This window comes from Armatimonadota bacterium (assembly GCA_028871815.1).
Lineage (GTDB): Bacteria > Armatimonadota > Chthonomonadetes > Chthonomonadales > Chthonomonadaceae > REEB205.
Genome location: JAGWMJ010000002.1, coordinates 1 through 20,998, shown reverse-complemented (window position 1 = coordinate 20,998; position 20,998 = coordinate 1). Strand labels below are relative to the sequence as shown.

Below are 20,998 nucleotides of genomic sequence, written 5' to 3'. Positions count from 1 at the left end.
AAACCGCTCTGCATTTGCCCCATGGCGCCGTGCCGCTGCCGGCGTTTCTGCCCGACGCCACGCATGGCTACGTCCGTTCCGCCGATGCCGCTGACCTGGAAACGGCCGGCGTACAAGCTGTTGTTATGAATGCGTTCCATTTGGCGCGAAAGCCGGGCGCCGGCGTGGTTTCGGCGCTCGGTGGCGCGCACGCCATGGCGGGATGGAACCGGCCCATTGTTATGGACTCCGGCGGGTTTCAGATCTATTCACTCATCCGGGCCGGCAATGGCGCGGGCGTGATAACGCCGTCAGGCTTTCGCTACCGTTCGGAGGGTGACGTTGGCAGCCATGTGTGGAGCGCGGAGAAGAGCATCCGAACCCAGATTGCGATGGGTGCTGATGTCGCCATCTGCCTGGATGACTGCACGCACAGCGACGATCGGTACGATGAGCAGCGCAGCTCGGTGGCGCGCACGGTTGCCTGGGCGCGCAAGTGCCGGGCCACATTTGACGAAGCAAACTCTCGACCACCCGACACGGGTCGAATGCTGTTTGCGGTAGTTCAAGGCGGCGCCCACCTCACTTTGCGGCGAGAGTGCGCCGATCGACTGCTTGAGATCGGCTTCGACGGCTACGGTTATGGCGGCTGGCCGCTCTCGGCAACGGGGAGCATTCTGGAGGAGACGCTGGCTTTTGTGCGTGAAGCCGTTCCAGCATGCTGGCCACTACATGCTCTTGGCATCGGCAACCCAAACCACGTTGTACTGTGCGCCAGGCTGGGCTATGACCTGTTCGACAGCGCCCTGCCCACGCGTGACGCCCGCGATGGGCGACTGTTTACCTGGCGTGAGGATCCGAACAGTTCCGCTCTCGCCACCGATGGCTGCTGGTGGCGATATCTGTATATCGACGACGACCGTCACGTAAGGGACCGCCGGCCGGCGTCGCCCTGGTGCGATTGCACGACTTGCAGCAGGTACAGCGTCGGGTACTTGCGTCATCTGCGGAGACAGGGTGACGGGCTTTACGCACGGCTGGCCACACTGCACAACCTGAGCTTCATGCAGCGCTTGATGGGGCTGCTTGCTCGGGAGCGTGCGCGGTGACCCAGGCTGAGCCGATCGTGCAGGCTGTGCTTGCATCGCGGAAGTATCGCACCACAGCTGCGCACGTTGTTCAGCATCTTGCCGACGCCGCCGTGGCGCGATATCCAGATTCGGACCGGGCCGAAGCCGAGGTTCGCCGCGCGCTTCACCTCGCGGTTTCGGCGCCATGCCCCGCGCCGTTGAATGTTACCGCGTGGCGGAAGCGCTACGCGGCTTGCAAGGACGCCGGCGAGCGCAGCACGGTCTGCCGCGATCTGCTGCAGCGCCATGCCTCTACGCGCGAGCGGCTGCCGGAGATGGCGCAGTTCTACGCCTCGATCTTCAGTGCAGTCGGCCCGGTGCACAGCGTTCTGGACCTGGGCTGCGGCGTGAATCCAGCCGCCCTGCCATGGATGGGGCTGCCATCCGATGTTCGGTACCACGCGCTGGACGCACGCAGCGACATAACGTCCGTGATTCAGGCCGGGTTCGACGCCGCCGGCGTCCATGGCCTGGCCGAACCCGCCGATCTGCTTGGCGCATTGCGCTGTGAACCGGCCGATGTGGCGCTGATGCTTAAGCTGCTTCCCGCGCTGGAGCGCCTGGAGCCCGGATCAGCGATTCGGCTGATGCGGAACGTGCCGGCGCCGGCCCTCGTCGTCTCGTTTCCAACGACAAGTCTTGGAGGGGCTCAGCGTGGCATGGACCAGAACTACAGCCAGCTGATGCGTGTTTGGCTCGCGGATGAGCCATGGAGAACTGAGCGCTTGGGCTTCCGTACCGAGACGGCGTTTATCGTGTGGAAACAGCGATGAAAGCGAGCTGATTCCGCCGGCGCCGCCGTTGGCGCGCTAGTGCGGCTGTGCGTGGAGCACGTGGGCACATGTTACTTCTGCTTGAGATGCTTTACCACGGAGTTCACATCGCCCTCTTGGCGCCGACTACTTGTCGGAAGTGGTGTGGGCAGGCGCAATATGCCTCCCGGCGCTGGCAATACCTCGCTTTATATGGCGCTTTGCGCTGCGTATTCCGCGCCTCGTATGTCGCTTAGCGCTGCGGCCGCCCTTGTTTACGTTCCTCTTCGCGCTGGCCGCACCGCGCTTTATATGGCGCTTTGCGCTGCGTATGCCGCGCCCCGTATGTCGCCTGGCGCTGCGGGCGCCCTTGTTCACGTTCCTCTTCGCGCTGGCCGCACCACGCTTTATGTGGCGCTTTGCGCTGCGTATTCCGCGCTCGAGATTGCTTGCCGTGCGTTGCGCCAACGTCTTGTGATGCGCCGAGGTTGCGGTTTGCGCCGACACCGGTATTGCCATTATGCTCATCAACACGGTGATAGCCCCAATGGCGACGAGCAGCCTGTTTCTCAAAACTTCATCTCCCGACGGTTCGAAGAGCGCGGTCAGCGCGCCCTGATACCGGCCCGCGCCGCCACAATGCGCCGACGGGCCGGGCGACACGCAACACCGGCGCCCGGCCCGATGGCTGTGGCGAACGCCGGTCGACTATTTGGCGGGCTCGTGTTTCGCGACTCGTGCGTTGTGCCTCGCGGTGTGGCGCTCGGCGCGTCTGGCATGCCGCCTCATCCGCCGAGCCACTCGCCTTACATGCCGTCTCGTGCGGCGCGCAACCCGGCGTATATGCCTTCTGGTACGCCGAGCCACTCGCCGGACGTGCCGCCTCGTGCGGCGGGCCACCCGGGCGACGTGCCTCTTCGCGCGGCGTGTGGCTCGGGTTCCGTGCGTAACCGTGCGATGCGCCACCACGGTACGGTGGCTCACCGTCTTCGTGCGGTGCGCCAAGTTGTCCTGTGCCAGAAGCGGCATGGCGGTGAGGCCCATGAGCAAAGCAGCGGCCCCGATGACTGCCAGCAATCGTCTTCCCATTAATCCGTCTCCTCTCGCTTCAAACCAATCGACCGTTCGTTCCAACTTCCAAAGCTCACCGCGCCGCGCCACAGAACCGGAAAACTCTAAGAGCCAATTGGTTTCCGCAGCAACGGCACGGGAGCTTTGTACAGGAGCACCAGCGCCGGCTGGCTTTCGCCGCCGGACGCTGGAGCGCTACTTGGTGGGCTTTTTGTGTGCGCCCATCTTCATGTGCATCATCTTGCCATGCATCATCTTGCCATGCATCGTCTTGCCATGCATCATCTTGCCGTGCATCATCTTGCCGTGCATCGTTTTGCTGTGCATCTTCATACCGTGCATGGCTTTCTTGCCGTGCATGGCTTTCTTGCCGTGCATAGCTTTCTTGCCGTGCATGGCTTTCTTGCCATGCATCATTTTGCCGTGCATAGCCATCTTGCCGTGCTTGGTCATCTTGTGCTGTGCCAGCAGCGGCATAGCGGTAAGTGACACCAGCATGGCGGTTGCCCCGAGGGCAGCAAGCAGTCGTCGTCCCATTGATTCAGGTCTCCTTGTGACCGTTTCTGGATGTGCGGCCAGCTGGCGCCACGCCGCGGAAGCGGCGCGCTGCGCATCGGCCGGGCCCGAGGCCGCGTATCGCCCGGCAGATTCGATAAAGCTTGTTGATCCGGTCAGTGCCCGGCATACCAATCATATCCCTGCTCCGCCCAGTAGTCCGCCGGGCGCTTGTTTGTATAACGTATCAGGCCGATGCGCTTCAGATGCTTGATGCCGTACTTCACCGGAATGACCAGTCGTAGCGGCGCACCATGATCCTGAGATAACGGCGCGCCGTTCATTTCGTAACACAGCAGCGTTTGCGGGTGCAGCGCACTGGCCATATCCAAACCTACATAGTAGGCGCCGTCGGGCGTTACCAGGCTGACGTACTGGGCCAAATCTTCGGGGTGGTGGCGCACATCGGGATCGTTGCCGGACTGCGTTTCGGGTGGGTACTGCGCGACAAAGTCGGCAAACCGCGCGCCTGCCCACCGAACTACAGTTGCCCATCCCTCGATGCACTTGAGCTGCGTAACGATCTCAATTCTCGGCAGTTGCTTGATGGCGTGCAGCCCCAGGGTCAGAGCCGGCGACCCCGTCATCGCCATATCGGTCTGCACGGCGCCACCGCCCGCGCCGGAGGTGGATTCTCCCGTAGGCGGCGGTTTCTTGCGGGATCCTGAGGATTTTTTGTCGGCTACGGGCGCCGCACTCGCGGGGGCGGTATCGGCGCCCGACATATCGGCGAGGCCCATCACGCGCAACCTCCAGGTTGCGGGGTCCAGGTCATCCATGATGCCGATGTCGCCATTCGCCAATGGCTCACGCGCCGCGGCTGCGGGGAACTGAGGTGCAAGCCGCTTCGGGCTGTAATAATCGCGCGCGAAGCCCTCGTTAACTTCGAGTACGCGGCGGAGCGGCCAGATGATTCCATCTTCCTGATACTGGCTGTCGAGCCATCGCCACCCGCCGTAGGCGGTTGCCCCGACAAGAGCAGCCCAGGCAAAGCTCCGGCGAGATAGCCTCCGCATCGCGCGGACGGCTTCATCACCCGAGGGCGCCTTCGTCGGCGCCTCGTCACCCGGCATCGCCACCTCCATGCTGGCCAGCGGCAGCGTCCGCCATGACCAGCACCTTACCTATCGCAACAAGCGCGCGATACGTTATCACGCTAACTTCATAATCCAACCAAGCCCGCTTATGCGGATACGTGTTTTGTTGCTTCTGCGTTATCAGGGCAAAGCCCGGGATGAGAAGTGCGCCCGCCGCCAACCCGATGCCAACCACATAAAGTGGCATCGGATAGAGCACTTGCACCCATGCAAGGATACCCGTAATCAGGCCTGCCATAGGCACGAGCAATCGTCGGTAACTCACCCTGAAGCTCGGTTCGCCCGTGCGGCAGACGAGGCCTCCTGCCAACGCGGCATGCCGGCGCGTACGGACTGACGGCTGTTCCGCATCGCCGTGCAGGTTGCTGGGCGGCCTGCCGTTGGGCCGGCCGGAGCCTGAGATGAGGTCGTACATGCCGGTCAGCCCAATAACCATACGCCTCCTCGACTAACCGGAAGCCGGCGTGACAGCCGCGTCGCCTTCCGGCTCCGGCGCCTCCACCAGCTCGAAGCCGGTGACCATGGCACGAAAGTTGCCCCACCCCGTTTTAACCACCTGTCCAATGTGCACGACGAAGAAGAGGCAGAAACCTATGGTCAGCCAAAAGTGGAAGAACCGCGCCACGGTGTATCCTCCAAAAAGCGCAGTCAGCCACGCCAACTGGATGGGTTTGTAGATGGCGAGCCCGGTGAGAGTGGAACCGGCTCCCATAATGATGATGCTGGTGTAGGCGATCTGCTGCGCGCCGTTGAATTTGCGCCGCGGTGGTTGTTTCCGGCTGAGATGCAGATCGTGAAGCGTCACCTGGATGGCCTCTCGAAACGAGTGCCGGTTCGGCAGAATGAAGCGCCACTCACCCAGGAACGCGGTGGTGAGCACGTAGAGCAGCCCATTGATGACAAAGAGCCACATGAACGTAAAGTGCCATGCCATGCCTTCCGCCAGGCGTTGATCGAGATTAAACCGCGAATAGAACCAGTTTGGAAAGAAATGGAAGAGCGTTTTGCCGGCGACGCGGATGTGCATCACATCGTTCGCCCAATAGATGAGCAGGCCGCTCCAGATCATCACCATCAACACCGGAAAGTTTATCCAGTGAAACCAGCGGATGGCAAGCGGATGTTTCTTTTCGATACGCTTCATAGGCAGATCGCGCACACATGGAGCGAGCGACGCGGCCTCACAAAACCACCACCGACCATTATACTCCCCGGACGGTCGCTAATCGCCTCTGTCATCCGGTTTCCAATCGGGGAAGGAAACCATGCGCGTGGAATGAAACCTGTGGACGAACAAGAGGCAGGAGGATGATCGCATGACCATCGCGGCAGAGCGGGCTATGACCGAGGAACGCGTGCAGGAGATTGCGGATGAGTTCTTCCGCGAGGGGAGTGTGCGGGTACCCGGGGTTTTTAGCTCCGACGAAGTGCAAGAGCTGCGAGACAAGACGGATTGGCTGTTTGAGCACCGGGAGTCGATTCCCCAGCAGCATGTCTCATACGTACACGGCGCGTTTGTGCTGCGCCGTGGCGCTGAAGCCGATCCTGTATTCGCCGCGACTGTGACGCGTGAGCCGATCCATAGCCTGGCTAAGGCGGTCTTACGGAGCGAACCGCGCTTCAACGCCCTGAATGTTATCCGGAACGAACCGGGCCAGGCGATCAGCGTCTGGCATGTGGACGACACGCTGGAGTTTCCGCTGCCCGACGATATCGAGAGGTTTGACGCACGCATCCGGATGCCCGTTTTCTGGTTTACGGTTCAGGTGGCCCTTAGCGACATCCACGAATTGGAGCATGGGCCCACGCAGTGGGTACCCGGCAGCCACTATTCCGGGCGCTATCCGGTGACGCAAGAAGACCCGCAGTTTGACGGCCGGAGCGCTCAGGCTATGTACTGCGATGCCGGTGATATCTACTTTACGAACCATCAAGCCTGGCATCGCGGCGCGCCGAACCTTTCGGATCGCACACGCTACGTGATGCAGCTGCAGTACGCTGCGCGATGGGCTGACTCGCGCTTCAAAGGCATCGCCTGAACCCGGAGCAACACGTGCCGACACTCTCCAAACGGCTCTCACAAATCCCACCCTACCTGTTCACCGAGATATCCGCACTGAAGCGGCAGGCGCTTGCCGATGGCAAAGACGTGATCGATCTTGGCATCGGCGATCCGGACCAGCCCACGCCGGAAGGCGTGGTTGCGGCTATGTCCGAGGCGATCCAGAATCCCGAGACGCACCGGTACGATGAGTCGCCCGCAGGAAGCGCCACATTCCTCAACGCAGCTACGGAATGGATGAGGCGCAGGTTCGGAGTGACGCTGGACCCGGTCGACGAGGCGATGCTGCTGATCGGCAGCAAAGAGGGGTTGGCGCACCTCGCGTGGGCGTATATCGACCCGGGCGACCTTTCGCTGATACCGGACCCTGCCTATCCGGTATACGGCATCAATTCGGCTCTGGCCGGCGGCGAGTGTTTCTCCATGCCGCTGACAGAGGCCAACGGGTTTCTGCCGGATCTTTCTGCCATTCCGTCGGATGTGGCAAAGCGAGCGCGCGTACTGTGGCTCAACTATCCGAACAACCCCACGGGCGCAGTGGCCACGCCGGAGTTTTTTGCCGAGGCTGTGGCGTTTGCGCGCGAGTACGACCTACTGGCAGTGAACGACGCTGCGTACGCGGCCGTAGCGTTTGACGGCTACCGCCCGCCCTCGATTCTTCAAAGCCCAGGCGCCCGAGATTGCGCCATTGAGCTCCATTCGCTCTCCAAAACGCTGAATATGACCGGCTGGCGGATCGGCTTCGCAGTCGGCAATCGCGATGCCATCGGAGCGCTGAACAAGCTCAAGAGTAACATCGACAGCCGCCAGTTCGGCGCAATCTCCCAGGCAGCTGCACACGGCCTGCTGAACGTGGAGAACGACGCGACGCTGGAACTCTACCGCCGCCGCCGCAACGTTTTGTGCGACGGCCTCAACGCCATCGGATGGCCGGTTCGGCCGCCGCAGGCCACCTTCTACGTATGGGCGCGAATACCCACGCGCCACAGCAGCCGCGAGTTTGCCCGGCTGCTTCTGGAAGAGGCTGCTGTCAACGTGATTCCCGGAAGCGGTTATGGGACTGCCGGCGAAGGCTATGTTCGCATCTCGTTGACGGTGATGGGTGACTGCGACGGCGAGCGGCTGGCGGAGGCTGTGCGTCGAATCGACCTGGTTTTGCGGAGGCTAGCGGCATGAGGCTGACCCGGCGCGAGGTGTTGGCGGGCAGCATCGCGGCCGCAGCAGTCCCGGCATCGGCTGCGCGGCCGGCGCTGCCGCAGCGGCGTTTGGGACGTACCGGCGAGCGCGTGAGTCTGCTTGGTATCGGCTGTGCGCCGCTTGGCGGACCCACAAGCTTTGCGGATGCCGCAGCGGTAGTGCATGCCGCTCTGGACGCTGGTATCACGTACGTAGACGTCTCACCGGATTACGGCAATGCCGAAGCAAAACTGCTGCCGGTGCTTGCCACACGCCGGCATGAGGTCTTTTTGGTCACGAAGGTCAATCCGAACCGGCCGGACCGCGACGGAGTGGTCGCTCAGATCGAGGAGAGCATCAAGCGGATGGGCGCCGACCACATGGACCTGGTTCACATCCATAACCTGGGCGATTGGAATATGGCGGATGTGTTCACGGATGGCGGCGCACTCGGCGGCTTGCGAGAAGCAAAGCGCCGCGGCTTGATTCGCTTCATCGGCGCCAGCGGCCATTCACGTCCATGGCGGTTTCCAGAGGCGATCAAAACGGGCGAAATCGACGTGGTGATGAACGCTCTGAACTTCGTTGACTGCGCCAACTACCCGTTTGAGGTTGAGACCCTGCCTGCAGCGACCATGGCGGGAGTCGGCGTGGTAGCGATGAAGGTGCTGGGCGGTGCGGTTGGCTGGCAGTACGATGGCAAACACCCCGGCTGCCTCGCGGCCTACCACTCCAGGGCAATCCGCTACAGCCTTGGCTTGACCGGTGTGGCATGCGCCGTTGTGGGTTTCAGCAGCGTGGCAGAGGTGCAGGCGGCATGCGCCGTTGCCAGGAGTTACCGGCCACTGAGCCGAGTGGAACGCGCCGCGCTGTTGGCAACCGGCCGGCAGCTGGCTACGGCAAGAGCAACGTATTTTGGGCCGGTAGTGGGGTGAGCGCGGCGATACGGCATGCACCAGCCAGATGGCAGCTATGCGGTATCTGGGACATATAGCCTCAGGCACCCGTGACCGGCAAGCGGAGTAGCGTTGTCCGGCTGTGCGCCGGGCCCAGGTTCCGGCTACGGCATAAGTCTCATTGGCCGCATTGGTCGCATTTCAGCAGGCGTTCCGCGCTGGCATCGCGTTTGGCGCTGGGGTAGGCGCGCACCACATGGGACCAATGCGACATATAGGACATATAGGTTCGCGCACAAGTGGCTAGCAAGCGGAGCAGCGGCGCTCGGCTGTGCGCCGGGCCGAGGAGTGGGCTACGGCATAAGTCTCATTGGTCGCTTTTCAGCAAGCGTTTGACGCTGCCATCGCGTTCGACTGGGGTAGGCGCGCACCACATGGGACCAATGCGACATATAGGACATATAGGTTCGCGCACGCGTGGCCGGCAAGCGGAGCAGCGGCACTCGGCTGTGCGCCAGGCGCAGATTCCGGCTACCGCATATGTCTCATCTGTCCTATTGGTCGCATTTAAGTAAGCGTCCCGCGCTGCCATCGCGTTTGGCGCTGGGGTACGTGCGCACCACATGGGACCAATGCGACATATAGGACATATAGGTTCGCGCACACGTGGCCGGCAAGCGGAGCAGCGGCGCTCGGCTGTGCGCCAGGCCTAGGTTCCGGCTACGGCATAAGTCTCATGGGTCGCATTTCAACAAGCGTCTGGCGCTGCCATCGCGTTTGGCGCTGGGGTACGCGCGCACCACATGGGACCAATGCGACATATAGGACATATAGGTTCGCGCAGGCGTGGCCGGCAAGCGGAGCAGCGGCACTCGGCTGTGCGCCGGGCCTAGGAGCCGGCTACGGCATAAGTCTCATTGGTTGCATTTCAGCAAGCGTTCCGCGCTGCCATCGCGTTTGGCGCTGGGGTAGGCGCGCACCACATGGGACCAATGCGACATATTAGGACATATAGGTTCGCGCAGGCGTGGCCGGCAAGCGGAGCGGCGGCACTCGGCTGTGCGCCAGGCGCAGGAGCCGGCTACGGCATAAGTCTCATTGGCCGCATTTCAGCAAGCGTTTGGCGCTGGGGTACGCGCCCACCACATGGGACCAATGCGACATATAGGACGTATAGGTTCGCGCACGCGTGGCCGGCAAGCGGAGCAGCGTTGTCCGGCTGTGCGCCAGGCGCAGGAGCCGGCTACGGCATAAGTCTCATTCGAGGTCACCAGCGCTGGGTACGTGATCCGAGCGGAGGCTTCGTCGTGCGACGGGCGATGGGACTTACTGCTTAGCATCCGGCCCGCGAAGCCCGCTGTCGCACACTGCGGTCTTACAGATGGATCCGTTGAGATCTGTAGGCCAGATGCCCGGAGCTGGGGTTACTGTGGTTACTCCCAGGTGTGATAAAGTGTTTCCGACTGCCGGAATAGCCGATCCGGCCTGCGGCGGCTTGTCAGCGCATCCGCACGGATAAGGAATCGGCCGCCGGCATGCGGAACAGCGTGGTGCAGACTGCCATTGTGCGGCGGGCGCGCGCCCGTTCGATGGGACATTTACGATGAAACAGATCTTACGGCCCATGATGCGGACACGTCGGCTGGTGCTGCCGACGCTCGTGCTCTCGCTTTCTGTGGCGGCCTGCCTTGCGGCCGGGAGGGCTCAAAACACGGATGTGCATGTGGCGACGGTGCTGCCGGGCGGCCACAACCGGTACTACGCCGGAAACCGTGCGCCTCTGCGCAGTTCGCCCCTGGTTGCATTGCCAACGGGCAGCGTGCGGGCCGAGGGATGGCTTCATACGCAGCTCGAGATGGAGGCGAACGGCTTCATCGGTCACCTTGACCAGATCAGCCCATGGCTGAACTTCAAGACCAGCGCATGGGCCAGTGCAAATGGTACGGGCGACAACGGCTGGGAGGAGCTGCCTTACTGGCTGCGTGGCGCTACCGACCTGGCATGGACCCTGCACGACCCGCGCCTGATTGCCGAGACCAATCGATGGATTCACCGCATTATCGCCAGCGCGCAGCCCGATGGTTGGTTTGGACCGGTGGCAAATCGAGCGGCTGACGACTGCTGGCCGAACATGCTGGCCATGTATGCGCTGCGCAGCTACTACGACGGCTCGCACGATGCGCGCGTGCTCCGTCTGATGACCGCCTATTTCCACTGGCAGATGAACCTGCCGCACGGCCGGTATTTGCCGGAAAGCTGGCAGAAGCAGCGCGGCGGCGACAACCTGGACTCGATCTATTGGCTCTACAACCATACCGGTGATCCTTTTTTGCTGAAGCTGGCGGCACGCTGCCATGCCTGTACGGATGACTGGACCGACGGGATACCGACCTGGCATGGAGTGAATATTACCGAGGGGTTTAGAGAGCCGGCCGAATACTGGCAGCAGGCCGGCGACAACCGGTTTCTGCACGCCACCGAGGCAGACTACCGGAAGGTGATGGATACGTACGGCGAAGTTCCCGGCGGGATGTTTGCAGCCGACGAGAACTGCCGTCCCGGCTACACCGGCGCACGACAGGCATCCGAGACCTGCGCCATGGTGGAGTATATGCACAGTGATGAGCTGCTGACCCGCATTACCGGTGACGCAACGTGGGCCGACCGCTGCGAAACCGTGGCATTCAACTCGCTGCCGGCCTCCATGACGGCCGACTTGAAGGGCCTGCACTACCTGACGGCGCCCAACATGGTGCTGCTGGACGAGCGCAGCAAGTCGCCGATGCTGCAAAACGGCGGCGACATGCTGTCGTACAATCCGTACGAGTACCGATGCTGCCAGCACAACGTCTCGTTTGGGTGGCCCTATTTCGCCGATTCGCTCTGGGCAGCCACGGGCGATAACGGCCTGGCGGCTGTGCTGTACGCCCCCAGTTCGGTGACGGCGCGCGTTGGCAATGGCGACGCGGTGACGATCGACGAAACCACCGACTATCCGTTCCGAAGTTCGGTGGCGCTCAAGATCGGTACAACGCGTGCGGTGCGCTTCGACCTGGTGTTGCGGATTCCCGGCTGGGCGCACGGGATGTCGATTTCAATCAACGGCAGACGCCGGCCACTGCCGGCCGGATCGCACGGGTGGGTGCGTGTTGACAGGACGTGGCGAAACGGCGATCGCGTCGGCGTACGTATGCCGATGCCGGTCCGCGTCAAGTCATGGCCGACGCAGCACAACGCCGTATCGGTCTACCGCGGTCCGCTCGCGTTCTCGCTCGAGGTCGGCGAGAAGTGGCAGCCATACGGCAGTGCGCCGTGGACGGCTTACAACGTGCTGCCGGAGACCGCCTGGAACTATGGGCTGCTGCCGCCAAATCGACAGCAGTTCCAGGTGATCCGGCGGACCATTCCGGCCGGTTCGCAGCCCTTTGCACGTGCCGACGCTCCGGTCATGATCCGCGCTTCCGGTCAGCAGATATCGGATTGGCGACTGGAATCGAACGGCCTCATAGGTCGACTTCCGGCGAGCCCGGTCACCACCGACACAGCCGTGCAGCGGCTGACGCTGGTGCCGATGGGATGTGCGCGACTGCGCGTATCGGTGTTTCCCACGACGCGCAAAGAGTGAGCGACTACGCCGGCATCTGGAGCAGAAGCTTGCCGATGGAACGGCGCGACTCCAGGTCGGCATGCGCCGTCGCCGCGTCTGCCAGTGCGTAGATGCGGCCGATCCTCGGCTGCAGCCAACCTTCTGCTATGCCGGCGAGCACTGCGCTTGCGCGACGGTGGGCTTCATTGCGGTCTGCTGTGTACTGAGCGAGGTTGCCTCCGGCGATCCGCAGACACCGCGGGAGAAGCTCTGTCGGGACTATAGGATCCATTGCTCCGCCGGCTGACCCGTAGAACACGACCGTGCCACGATCCGCCAGCGCTGCGAGGTCCTTTGCTCCAGTGGGATTCCCAACACCGTCGATGATGAGGTCCGCGCCCCGTCCGTTTGTGAGCCTGTGCACTTCCTCAACAAAGTCGCTGGTTGTGTAAAGGATCGTGTGATGGGCGCCGGCCGCGGCAGCAGCATGCGCTTTCTCGCTGGTTGACACCGTACCAATGACGGTGGCGCCAAGATGCGCCGCCCACGCGCACAGCAACAGGCCCATGCCTCCGGCCGCTGCGTGGATCAGGACGGTAACACCGGGGCCAACCAGCCGGTATTCGTGGAGCAGGTAATGAGCGGTCATCCCCTGAAGTGGCCACGCGGCTGCCACATCGAACCCCATCTCGGACGGTATCTGCATGAGCCTGCTGGCAGGCGCGATAACCCGTGTACTGTATGCTCCGGGAACGCCGGTAAAGCAAACACGATCGCCAACGGCTAGTCCCGCGACCCCCTCGCCCAGCTGTGCGACGACGCCGCTGCCTTCGAAGCCCGGTACGAGCGGCAATTCGACGCCGCCACGACGGCGGTAGATATCGATGAAGTTAATGCCGGCGAAGTGCATCTCGACGGCTGCCTCACCGGCTGCGGGCGCCGTATCCGGCGATGCCTCTAGCCGCAGCACCTCCGGACCACCATACTCTCGAGCGATAACTCGCTGCATAGCGACCGACCTCCTTACCCGGGCGCAAGCATCGCGACTCTCAGCGGAATCCGCCGTTTGCGCCCACAACCTGGCCCGTGATCCATGCGGCGTCCGGTGATGCAAGAAACGCCACGACCCGGGCGATATCCTCCGGCTGGCCGAGCCGCCCGAGTGGCGTGTGCGACGCCAACTTCTGGATGACATCCGGCGGCGCCAGACCTTGCAGCATCTCCGACTCGGTGAGGCCGGGCGCAACGGCGTTAACGCGAATACCACGGCGACCCAACTCTTGGGCCCAGGTGCGAGTCAGGACTTCGACGGCGGCTTTTGTAGCGCTGTAGAGCGACAATCCGGCCGGGCACGCCGTCGCAGCTCCGGACGAAAGGTTGATGATACAGCCACCGCTCTCGCCCATCTGCCGGAGCACGGCTTGCGTGACGAGAGCGACGGCGCGCACGTTCAAACCGAACAGGGTTTCAAACTGCGCGCCCTGGTCAGAGTTCAGGTCGGTTGTAAACGCCACGCCTGCGTTATTCACCAGAACGTCGATGTGACCGAACTTCTGAAGCACGGAATCCACGAGAACCGGGATGGTGCGCACATCGGATAGGTCGGCCATGAACACAGCAGCAATGCCGCCCGCCGAAACGATTTCCGCTGCAACGGCGTCGGCGGCGGAGCGGCGTTCGCGGCAATGGACGGCCACGGCAGCGCCATCGTGAGCAAGGCGCCGGGCTATTGCCGCGCCGATCCCGCGCGAAGCGCCTGTAACCAGAGCGACCTTTCCAACCAGTGGCATTGTTGACATTCGTGTTGCTATCAGTGGGAACGGAGTCGCGACTTCGGTGGCGACTCCACCATGCTGAGGCGAGCCGGTAAATACTGCGCGCGCACGTAGCGCAGTGATGGGGCCGGCAGACATTCGCCGAGAGCTGCATCCAGCACGAGAACCGTCTCCTGGTTATGTCGATTTCTGGAGCGGCGAGTGCCGGCGCCCGGATACGTCAGGCGCCAGAGGGCCCCCTGGTCGCGAAAGGCGGCTGTAAGCACGCCGCGATCGAAACGAACCTCGGCCGGCACCGCGCGACCCTTGCCGACCAGCTTGCGCTCGAATGCCGCGCGGGCAGAGCGTGATGCGGATGCTGCCCACAGCAGCGCCAGCGGCGCCAAACCTGTGATCAGCCATGCGCAAAGCTCGCGCAGTTCTCGCGAGACGCCGACCGTACCGATGCGAAATACAACCGGGTGGGACGGAAGGTAGGTAATTCGAATCAGACGCCCGGTGGGATACCGTGGGTAGAGGCGCCATGTGGTACGTCGAGAGTCGCGGTAGATGTGGCTGCCAACGGCGTACGCGAAGTAGTACTTCGCCTGGAATGCCTGTGACGCGCGAACGGCGCGGCCGATGATCGTTGCCGTGGCGCCCTGCCCCGTCCGCCTCAATGCGTCCAGGGCGGTAACATCCTGCACAGCAAGCCAGATCCAGAGGATCGTGCCCAGATAGAGGAGCGCGCGGAGCTTCAGCGTAACCACAGCCGGCCAGAAGCGCGATGAAACGGGCCGTGGCGGTCCGCCGGCGAGCTCCGGCTCGCGCACCTCAGCATCGACAGGCGGCACTTCCGTTTCGGTGGCCGCGGTGACGGTCGGTCGGGGCCGGCTGCGGCTCAGCGCCCACATGCCCACGAATGCGACCCACACGGCCGCTGCGGCCACCAGCTGGGTCATGGTGGCAAATGGCGCTGCCACAGCCAACACGGAGCCGGCTGCGGCAAGAAGAATCATCCAGACGAACGCAGCCGTGCGTATCATTGCCTGGCCACTCCGTCAGTAGACATGCATCGAACCGTCTGCACGACGCACGATAGGCATAAACGACCGCTGATACGGATGCTGCCCAGCCTTCTCCTCGTCGATCTCGATGCCGAATCCCGGCGCCTCGTTGGGATGCAGGTTCCCACGCTCCATTTGGCACACGCCGGAGACTACCTCGTGGAGCGCATCCGGATAGCGTGTCCACTCCTGCACGCCGAAGTTGGAGATGGAGATACCGACGGCCACGGACGCAGCCTGTGCCACCGGCCCGATGTCCGCCGCGCCATGGAAGGCGCTCCGCACATTGAACGGCTCGCCGATCGCCATCACCTTGCGCGCTTCCGTGATGCCACCGATGTGGAGCGGCGGCGTACGCAGAAAGTCGATCCAGCCGTTCGTGAACAGGGGTATACAGTCCCATCTCGAGCTGAAGATCTCACCAATCGCCAGCGGCGTGGCGGACGCCGCGCGCAGCATCGGCCAGCTCTCGCGATGCTCGGGCATCAGGGGGTCCTCGAGGAAGAACAGCCGGTACGGCTCAAGCTCCTTGACCAGCCGTACGGCCTCGATCGGGTGCAGCTGCTCGTGCACATCGTGAAACAGCTCCACTTCCATACCGAGCGTGCTGCGAAGATGCTCGAACAGCCTCGGAACAGAGAGGAGATAGCGGGTCGAATCGTAGATGGTGGTTGCCGGGGTGCCGGGGGTAATGGGTGGATCCTGACGGATGCAGCCATCGCCGCCGTACGGGCCAACCTGTGCCCGAATCACACGGAAGCCCTGCTCCATAAGGGCGCGTACACTCTGTTCCGTCTCGTGCGCATCCCGCCCGAAGGCATGGCTGTAACAGGTAACGGCATCGCGGCACCTGCCTCCAAGCAATTGGTATACCGGCAGCCCTGCCTGCTTGCCTTTGATATCCCAAAGCGCCATATCAAGGCCGGCCAGCGCCGTTATGAATATGGGACCGCCGCGCCAGTAACCCTGGCGGTAGATCAGTTGCCACAGGTCCTCGATCTGCTGGGGATCACGCCCAATCAGGAGTTGCGCGATGTGGGTGAGAGCTTCGGCGACGATCGTTTCGCTGCCGTTGATGGTAGCTTCACCGATGCCCCACAACCCCGGGGAATCGGTGACGATCTTTACAAAGAGGTAGTTCCGTCCGGGAGCCGTCAGGATTACCCGGACATCGGTGATCTTCATGTTGGCCATTCGCCTTTGCGGAGCCACGTGCCGGTCGGGTCGCGACTTCGGAAAACGTACACCGTATTATGGCCGAGCACACCGCAACCGATGCCCGTTTCCGTGGAGTGGCAAAGCAGAAACATCCAACTCGAAGGGAAGATGAGAACGCCGCGTGCGCGCAGTACGGCGATTTGCGGAACGATACGGGTGCTAAACGCAGCCTGGACTGCAGCCCAGGCTGCGCGGCTTGTCGCAGACTGCCGGCGCCAGGAACGGCCGAACAACCGATGACGACCTGCGGCTCATCGCCGTGGCAATTACGGCACAGGCTGACGAATGGTCACCGAGGCGGACTGGACAGCGCCGGCAGCCCTCACCTGGAGAAAGATGGTGTGCGTTCTGGACGCGGCTGTTGGCTTCCAGAGCAGGCTGGCGTCCGCGGGTTTCCACTCTGACCAGTGCTGCCCGTCATCGCTCATCCGCAACTCAACCCCAACAGAGGACGCGCCGGGAGCCAGGCTGATGTTCACGGCGTTGGTCGGCGGTGGGGCCGGCGCCTGCTGCTGTTCGGTGGAGACCAGTTGGAAATGCGCTCCGGATGGCGGCGATGAAAATGGAATCGCGGAGGCGATCGCGGAGTGAGGGCGGTGACCGAACTCCTCAACCCAGTAGTACTGATAAACCCCGGAGTGGTTCAACGCGAAGCCAAGTCCGATTTCGGTATAGGCCGGGTTCAAAAGCGCCATTCGGTGCGGCGGACTGGCAAGCCATGCATCCAGAACGGAGGACGGTGATGGCTGTCCGGCAGCAACATCCTCTGCGGCCGTGGTGAAATTGGTGTAACCGGCCAGCGAAAGCCGGGCCGCCAGGTATTGCCCCTGCGCATTGAGATGGCTGCAGGTGTCGCGGCGGGCCATGTCCGCGGCCTGTTGGGCCGCAGCTTCATCCAGCTGGGCGTTTTCGGTAAATGGCGCCAGGTCGTGCTGGCGTCGGATCTGGTTGGTAAGCTGGAGCAGTTGTGTGTTGATCAGCGTGCCTGGTGCGGACACAGGCGCCTGACTCTGTGCGGCAATTGAAGACAGCAGCAATACCACGGCCGCTACCGCGCTGGATACCCAGGATTTCCGTACCATCATCCATCTCCTGCTGTGGCGCACTTCGGCAAAGGAACCGCCCGCGGGTTAGAGCGGCTGTAGCGCGATGGCAAGCCTGAAGGCGTCGCCGGCATCAAGGCTCGCAAACGCCGTCGGCTTGCTGCCAATAGTGTGCCCGGTGCGATCGGGCCGGCGCCGGGCAATTTGCCCCGGTTCGGCGTCGGCGCTGGTGGAGTTCACGGCGCGTCCGGTGAGTTGATGTTTGGTGAGCGGTACATACCGGAAGCCTTGTATGCCTAACCGGCTGCGACGAACCGGTACCAGTTTCCGGCGCCTGGGCAGGCGTGATGAGAAGCCTTCGCCATGACTATGAAAGAGATTGGTTCAATGGATGAGGGGCGCCCATTCGTTGTGAAAGCACATTGCGGCCTGCATGGGTTCGCGGAGTTGTGCGAACCGTTCGGTACACGCCGGTCCGCGGGCTACAAATGGGCTTCACGCTTTGCTGCGGATGGCTTCGCATGCCTGGCTCAGCGTTCCGACGTTCCCGGGTCGGGTCCACATCGCACGCGTGAGGCCATCTGCGCACTGTTGTGTGCTCAGCGCCGTGGCGCCACAGCCGGGCTCTCAAGAAGCTGCTTGCGGCACTGTCGCGCCTGCAGCCGGAAGGCAGCACCGCCAGCCGCGCAAAACTTGTGATAAGGCGGAGCGAGCCGGGCCCCGCCCATGCCGGGCCGCTTACCGCAGCACGGTTACCGTGACGGGGTTGGTTGCGTACGCGTAAGGCGGCTGCTGGCCATCGAAAACGCCTCCGATCGAGCCATTCAGCCAGCAGGTGATCTGCCACCGGCCCGGAGGGAGGGCGGAAGTCGGTTCCGGGTAGGAGACGGTTTCGTTATTATAAATCCGGAAGATGTTTCCCTTGGCGCCGCTTCCGACTCCTCCGGGCCCAACTTGAACGAAGAGGTGCACGGTTTGCGACGCATTGGACGCGTCGGCAAGGAACCAACCACCGGATACAGTCGTTACCGTGGGCTCGGTGCCGGTCGGATTGGTTATCGAATACGTCAACACGATCGGAGCCGTTCTGGCGTACACGCCGTGGTCCGCCGAAGCCGTGAAATCCAGGCCGCCGGCGGAGCGTGGCGCCGAGCTTACCGCTGGGCTGGACTTCGGCGCGCCGTTTACGCCATTACCGCCGCAGCCGCAAACGGCGCCGGCGGCGACTAACGCCACCACAAGCATGCCGAATCTCCGGCTAAGCCCGAAACGAGATCGCGGTGAAACCATGAGAGACCCCTTTGCGCAGGCGGACGGCGCTCCGTCAGTACGAGAACGAGTAAAGATAGTTGATCCATGCGCCCGTATTCTGGATGGAGTAGACCAGACCGCCGGCGTCCCAAAGAGCAGGCCGTTGGAATCCTCTACAAGCGTGGCATACGGCGACGAGCCGTCGCTGGCACCCGGGTTGTTCGCATTGAACCCGGAGAACGAATACAACGGAGGGTTATAGACGGACTTCGAGAGGTCGAGTGAATAGATCATGCCAAGGTCACAACCTCCGCCCTGGTAGGTCTCGCCGTATACCGTGCCACTCACGTCCAGCAGGCCGGCTGGCGGTTTGCCGCCGTCACTGAGCGGGTCGTTCGGACCCAGGCAGCCAGCGAACATGTGGAGCGGCATATAGGCGCCACCGGTGGTGACATGAAAGAGCACCGCCTTTCATTATTGACGTTTGCCGCAAGACCGCCATACGCGTAGGAGATGGCGCCGTTGGGGTCCAGCAGAATGCCGGTCTGCTGTACCGTGCCAGTCGTCGAAAGCTGCCACCTCCGGACGCCGGCCTGGGTCGGAGCATTCGCCGGCGAATTCCTAAAGCTCTCACCTCCGACCGGGGCGACGTTTAACCCAATGCCGACCCACGAGGCACTTAAGCCTCTGCTTGGACAGTCATACCAGACGCCTCCGGTGAGGTCGTCACGGTAGGCGCATCCGTTCCAGAACTGCGTGGGATCGTCACTCTGCGTCACCGCGATAAGTACCATCGCGTTCGCCTGGTCACCGGTATCGGTGTTCGCTATTGCCGTGGCGATATACCGGTCCGTATACGGATCGTACAGAAAGTGAGGGTCCGTCACAAAGTTGAAAGTCAGTCCGGTGACCGCGTGCCAGAACGAATTCAGATCGGGATCACTGATCAGCTTACCGGCGCGGTCGGTTACGACGACGAGATAGTTCAGCCCGGTAACGATGTAACTCTTGCCAACAGCGCCTTCGGTGTCCGGCGGGTAGCCGGCATTCCCGCCCAGGTCGCCCAGGATGCTGATGGTTTCCGAAGGCTCTGGCGATGGGATGTTCGTGACTGGGCTGAACACCTGCGGCACGGCCGGTCCGGTTGGCGTGCCGGCGGAGCAGGGGGCGGTGACTATCGGCGCCGCGCCGGTGCCGCCGCTACCGGGAAACGCCGGCGGCAGGTCCGCGAGGCGGCACCAGCCGGAAGAGACGAGCTTTGGAGCAGCGCCGCTCGTTTGCGCACTGGAGATGGGCGCTGCCGTCGTCAGGCCGACCAGGAGAATTGCAAGGCAAAATGCCGGAATGCGCCCGCTGGAAGAGCCGCGTGGCTCAGAGAGAGAGAGAGAGACAAACTGACTGCTCGCTTGCTGGTGGACATCATGTCACAGCGCCTTCTTCCTTCTAAACCGATTTCCATTTGTGCCGCTTAGATACGTTCTATCACATGTCGCGCCGGCCTGCCGGAGGCGCGTCCCTGCGAAGCCGGGCATTCGCCGCGCCCGACTGCCTACGGTGTCGGCGCAGCTGGGCTGCCTCCTACCTGCGTCGCCTGATAACTCTGGCTCGCGGCAGGCATCTTCCACAAGCACGTTGCACAAGCAATACAGACAGCTTGTTACCTATGTTCCCAGCTATACGATTGGGTCGCCGGCGGCGAGGGTTGTTGGTTTGCAACTCCTGCAAGGGATTGGTTCGCGCGGCCGTGCTGGTACGGGTGGTTTGCACCTATAGCTGCACCTTGACTTGGCGCGTCGGGCTGTGTTATAATCTGCAGCGTTACTCGGTGGAAGCGCGATTTCCGCCGAGTATCTGTTTGTGTACACCACAAATAGTTGCCGCGCGATGGCTGCAGCGCCCTGGGGAGATACCCGAGTGGCCAAAGGGGACTGACTGTAAATCAGTTGCGGAATGCTTCAGAGGTTCGAATCCTCTTCTCCCCATTCTGCATGGCACGGCCGCCGGCGAGTTTTACGGGGCTGCAACGCGCGTGTGGGCAGCGTGCAGCGCCCACATAGCTCAGTGGCAGAGCACTTCTTTGGTAAAGAAGAGGTCCTGGGTCCGATTCCCAGTGTGGGCTCCGTTCGAAGACCATTCTATGCGGAGTGACCCGGTGCAGGCGGCAATGGCGCGCAGTTGCTGAAGCCTCCCGGCGTGCAAGGAAGAGTGTAATCAATGGGCAAGCAGAAGTTTGAGCGAACCAAGCCGCATGTGAACATCGGCACGATCGGCCACGTGGATCATGGCAAGACCACGCTGACGGCCGCCATGACGCGTGTGCTGGCTGAGTATAACGGCAGCAAGGCGCTGAAGTATGATGAG

The 20,998-nt window shown here is 62.7% G+C and carries 18 protein-coding genes and 2 tRNA genes; 10 read left to right on the top strand and 10 right to left on the bottom strand.

The window, feature by feature from the left end:
* Window positions 1-8: 8 nt before the first annotated feature.
* Both KGJ62_03080 and KGJ62_03075 read left to right on the top strand, forming a co-directional pair.
* Window positions 9-1,088 (top strand): tRNA-guanine transglycosylase, encoded by a 1,080-nt coding sequence (locus KGJ62_03080; GenBank protein ID MDE2125549.1) that lies wholly within the window; start codon window positions 9-11, stop codon window positions 1,086-1,088.
* Window positions 1,085-1,882: a hypothetical protein gene (locus tag KGJ62_03075; protein ID MDE2125548.1), complete on the top strand. Its 798-nt coding sequence runs from the start codon at window positions 1,085-1,087 to the stop codon at window positions 1,880-1,882. The genes KGJ62_03080 and KGJ62_03075 overlap by 4 nt, the downstream gene beginning before the upstream one ends.
* Before the next feature lie 1,245 nt (window positions 1,883-3,127).
* Here the strand turns inward: KGJ62_03075 and KGJ62_03070 are convergent.
* The 4 genes from KGJ62_03070 to KGJ62_03055 all read right to left on the bottom strand — a co-directional run bounded on the left by KGJ62_03070 (window position 3,128) and on the right by KGJ62_03055 (window position 5,728).
* The gene (locus tag KGJ62_03070) at window positions 3,128-3,469 is read right to left on the bottom strand and encodes a hypothetical protein (protein MDE2125547.1); all 342 of its coding nucleotides are present in this window, start codon (window positions 3,467-3,469) and stop codon (window positions 3,128-3,130) included.
* Window positions 3,470-3,603: 134 nt separating this feature from the next.
* Window positions 3,604-4,266: a molybdopterin-dependent oxidoreductase gene (locus KGJ62_03065; GenBank protein ID MDE2125546.1), complete on the bottom strand. Its 663-nt coding sequence runs from the start codon at window positions 4,264-4,266 to the stop codon at window positions 3,604-3,606.
* Window positions 4,267-4,549: 283 nt separating this feature from the next.
* Window positions 4,550-5,020 carry a hypothetical protein gene (locus KGJ62_03060; protein MDE2125545.1) on the bottom strand — a complete coding sequence of 157 codons (471 nt, stop codon included), beginning with the start codon at window positions 5,018-5,020 and terminating at the stop codon, window positions 4,550-4,552.
* Between the two features lie 12 nt (window positions 5,021-5,032).
* On the bottom strand, window positions 5,033-5,728 hold the full coding sequence (locus KGJ62_03055; protein ID MDE2125544.1) for a cytochrome b/b6 domain-containing protein: 696 nt from the start codon (window positions 5,726-5,728) through the stop codon (window positions 5,033-5,035).
* 172 nt (window positions 5,729-5,900) lie between these two features.
* Between KGJ62_03055 and KGJ62_03050 the strand changes: the two genes are divergently transcribed.
* The 4 genes from KGJ62_03050 to KGJ62_03035 all read left to right on the top strand — a co-directional run bounded on the left by KGJ62_03050 (window position 5,901) and on the right by KGJ62_03035 (window position 12,343).
* Window positions 5,901-6,623: a phytanoyl-CoA dioxygenase family protein gene (locus KGJ62_03050; protein MDE2125543.1), complete on the top strand. Its 723-nt coding sequence runs from the start codon at window positions 5,901-5,903 to the stop codon at window positions 6,621-6,623.
* A 14-nt stretch (window positions 6,624-6,637) separates the two neighbouring features.
* On the top strand, window positions 6,638-7,822 hold the full coding sequence (locus KGJ62_03045; protein ID MDE2125542.1) for an LL-diaminopimelate aminotransferase: 1,185 nt from the start codon (window positions 6,638-6,640) through the stop codon (window positions 7,820-7,822).
* Window positions 7,819-8,757 (top strand): aldo/keto reductase, encoded by a 939-nt coding sequence (locus KGJ62_03040; protein ID MDE2125541.1) that lies wholly within the window; start codon window positions 7,819-7,821, stop codon window positions 8,755-8,757. Before KGJ62_03045 ends, KGJ62_03040 begins: the two co-directional genes overlap by 4 nt.
* Window positions 8,758-10,321: 1,564 nt before the next feature.
* A complete protein-coding gene (locus KGJ62_03035; GenBank protein MDE2125540.1) occupies window positions 10,322-12,343 on the top strand; it encodes a glycoside hydrolase family 127 protein in 2,022 nt (673 codons plus the stop codon).
* A gap of 4 nt (window positions 12,344-12,347) precedes the next feature.
* On the opposite strand, the gene KGJ62_03030 is transcribed toward KGJ62_03035, so the two are convergent.
* From KGJ62_03030 to KGJ62_03010, 5 genes are all read right to left on the bottom strand, one after another.
* Window positions 12,348-13,313: a quinone oxidoreductase gene (locus tag KGJ62_03030; protein ID MDE2125539.1), complete on the bottom strand. Its 966-nt coding sequence runs from the start codon at window positions 13,311-13,313 to the stop codon at window positions 12,348-12,350.
* Window positions 13,314-13,353: 40 nt separating this feature from the next.
* Window positions 13,354-14,103 carry a 3-oxoacyl-ACP reductase FabG gene (locus tag KGJ62_03025; GenBank protein ID MDE2125538.1) on the bottom strand — a complete coding sequence of 250 codons (750 nt, stop codon included), beginning with the start codon at window positions 14,101-14,103 and terminating at the stop codon, window positions 13,354-13,356.
* An 11-nt stretch (window positions 14,104-14,114) separates the two neighbouring features.
* Window positions 14,115-15,104: a hypothetical protein gene (locus KGJ62_03020; protein MDE2125537.1), complete on the bottom strand. Its 990-nt coding sequence runs from the start codon at window positions 15,102-15,104 to the stop codon at window positions 14,115-14,117.
* Window positions 15,105-15,119: 15 nt separating this feature from the next.
* On the bottom strand, window positions 15,120-16,310 hold the full coding sequence (locus KGJ62_03015; GenBank protein MDE2125536.1) for a D-galactonate dehydratase family protein: 1,191 nt from the start codon (window positions 16,308-16,310) through the stop codon (window positions 15,120-15,122).
* Between the two features lie 299 nt (window positions 16,311-16,609).
* Window positions 16,610-17,428 (bottom strand): hypothetical protein, encoded by an 819-nt coding sequence (locus KGJ62_03010; GenBank protein MDE2125535.1) that lies wholly within the window; start codon window positions 17,426-17,428, stop codon window positions 16,610-16,612.
* 321 nt (window positions 17,429-17,749) lie between these two features.
* Here KGJ62_03010 and KGJ62_03005 point away from each other — a divergent pair, with 321 nt between their 5' ends.
* Entirely contained in the window at window positions 17,750-18,085 is a 336-nt protein-coding gene (locus KGJ62_03005) for a hypothetical protein (protein MDE2125534.1), read from the top strand.
* 39 nt (window positions 18,086-18,124) lie between these two features.
* On the opposite strand, the gene KGJ62_03000 is transcribed toward KGJ62_03005, so the two are convergent.
* A complete protein-coding gene (locus KGJ62_03000; GenBank protein ID MDE2125533.1) occupies window positions 18,125-19,102 on the bottom strand; it encodes a hypothetical protein in 978 nt (325 codons plus the stop codon).
* 1,435 nt (window positions 19,103-20,537) lie between these two features.
* Here KGJ62_03000 and KGJ62_02995 point away from each other — a divergent pair.
* The 3 genes from KGJ62_02995 to tuf form a co-directional block, all read left to right on the top strand.
* Window positions 20,538-20,619, top strand: a tRNA-Tyr gene (locus tag KGJ62_02995).
* A 65-nt stretch (window positions 20,620-20,684) separates the two neighbouring features.
* A tRNA-Thr gene (locus tag KGJ62_02990) sits at window positions 20,685-20,756 on the top strand.
* A gap of 95 nt (window positions 20,757-20,851) precedes the next feature.
* Window positions 20,852-20,998: elongation factor Tu (gene tuf, locus KGJ62_02985; GenBank protein MDE2125532.1), on the top strand; the 147-nt coding region annotated here is incomplete at its 3' end.

What these genes read in the sequence shown, in the direction of transcription:
- KGJ62_03065 (MDE2125546.1), bottom strand. Translation starts at nt 4,266, where the DNA reads ATGGATGACCTGGACCCCGCAACCTGGAGGTTGCGCGTGATGGGCCTC.
- KGJ62_03025 (MDE2125538.1), bottom strand. Translation starts at nt 14,103, where the DNA reads ATGTCAACAATGCCACTGGTTGGAAAGGTCGCTCTGGTTACAGGCGCT.
- KGJ62_03015 (MDE2125536.1), bottom strand. Translation starts at nt 16,310, where the DNA reads ATGAAGATCACCGATGTCCGGGTAATCCTGACGGCTCCCGGACGGAAC.
- KGJ62_03055 (MDE2125544.1), bottom strand. Translation starts at nt 5,728, where the DNA reads ATGAAGCGTATCGAAAAGAAACATCCGCTTGCCATCCGCTGGTTTCAC.
- KGJ62_03010 (MDE2125535.1), bottom strand. Translation starts at nt 17,428, where the DNA reads ATGATGGTACGGAAATCCTGGGTATCCAGCGCGGTAGCGGCCGTGGTA.
- KGJ62_03060 (MDE2125545.1), bottom strand. Translation starts at nt 5,020, where the DNA reads ATGGTTATTGGGCTGACCGGCATGTACGACCTCATCTCAGGCTCCGGC.
- KGJ62_03030 (MDE2125539.1), bottom strand. Translation starts at nt 13,313, where the DNA reads ATGCAGCGAGTTATCGCTCGAGAGTATGGTGGTCCGGAGGTGCTGCGG.
- KGJ62_03020 (MDE2125537.1), bottom strand. Translation starts at nt 15,104, where the DNA reads ATGATACGCACGGCTGCGTTCGTCTGGATGATTCTTCTTGCCGCAGCC.
- KGJ62_03070 (MDE2125547.1), bottom strand. Translation starts at nt 3,469, where the DNA reads ATGGGACGACGACTGCTTGCTGCCCTCGGGGCAACCGCCATGCTGGTG.
- KGJ62_03050 (MDE2125543.1), top strand. Translation starts at nt 5,901, where the DNA reads ATGACCATCGCGGCAGAGCGGGCTATGACCGAGGAACGCGTGCAGGAG.
- KGJ62_03040 (MDE2125541.1), top strand. Translation starts at nt 7,819, where the DNA reads ATGAGGCTGACCCGGCGCGAGGTGTTGGCGGGCAGCATCGCGGCCGCA.
- KGJ62_03035 (MDE2125540.1), top strand. Translation starts at nt 10,322, where the DNA reads ATGAAACAGATCTTACGGCCCATGATGCGGACACGTCGGCTGGTGCTG.
- KGJ62_03005 (MDE2125534.1), top strand. Translation starts at nt 17,750, where the DNA reads ATGACTATGAAAGAGATTGGTTCAATGGATGAGGGGCGCCCATTCGTT.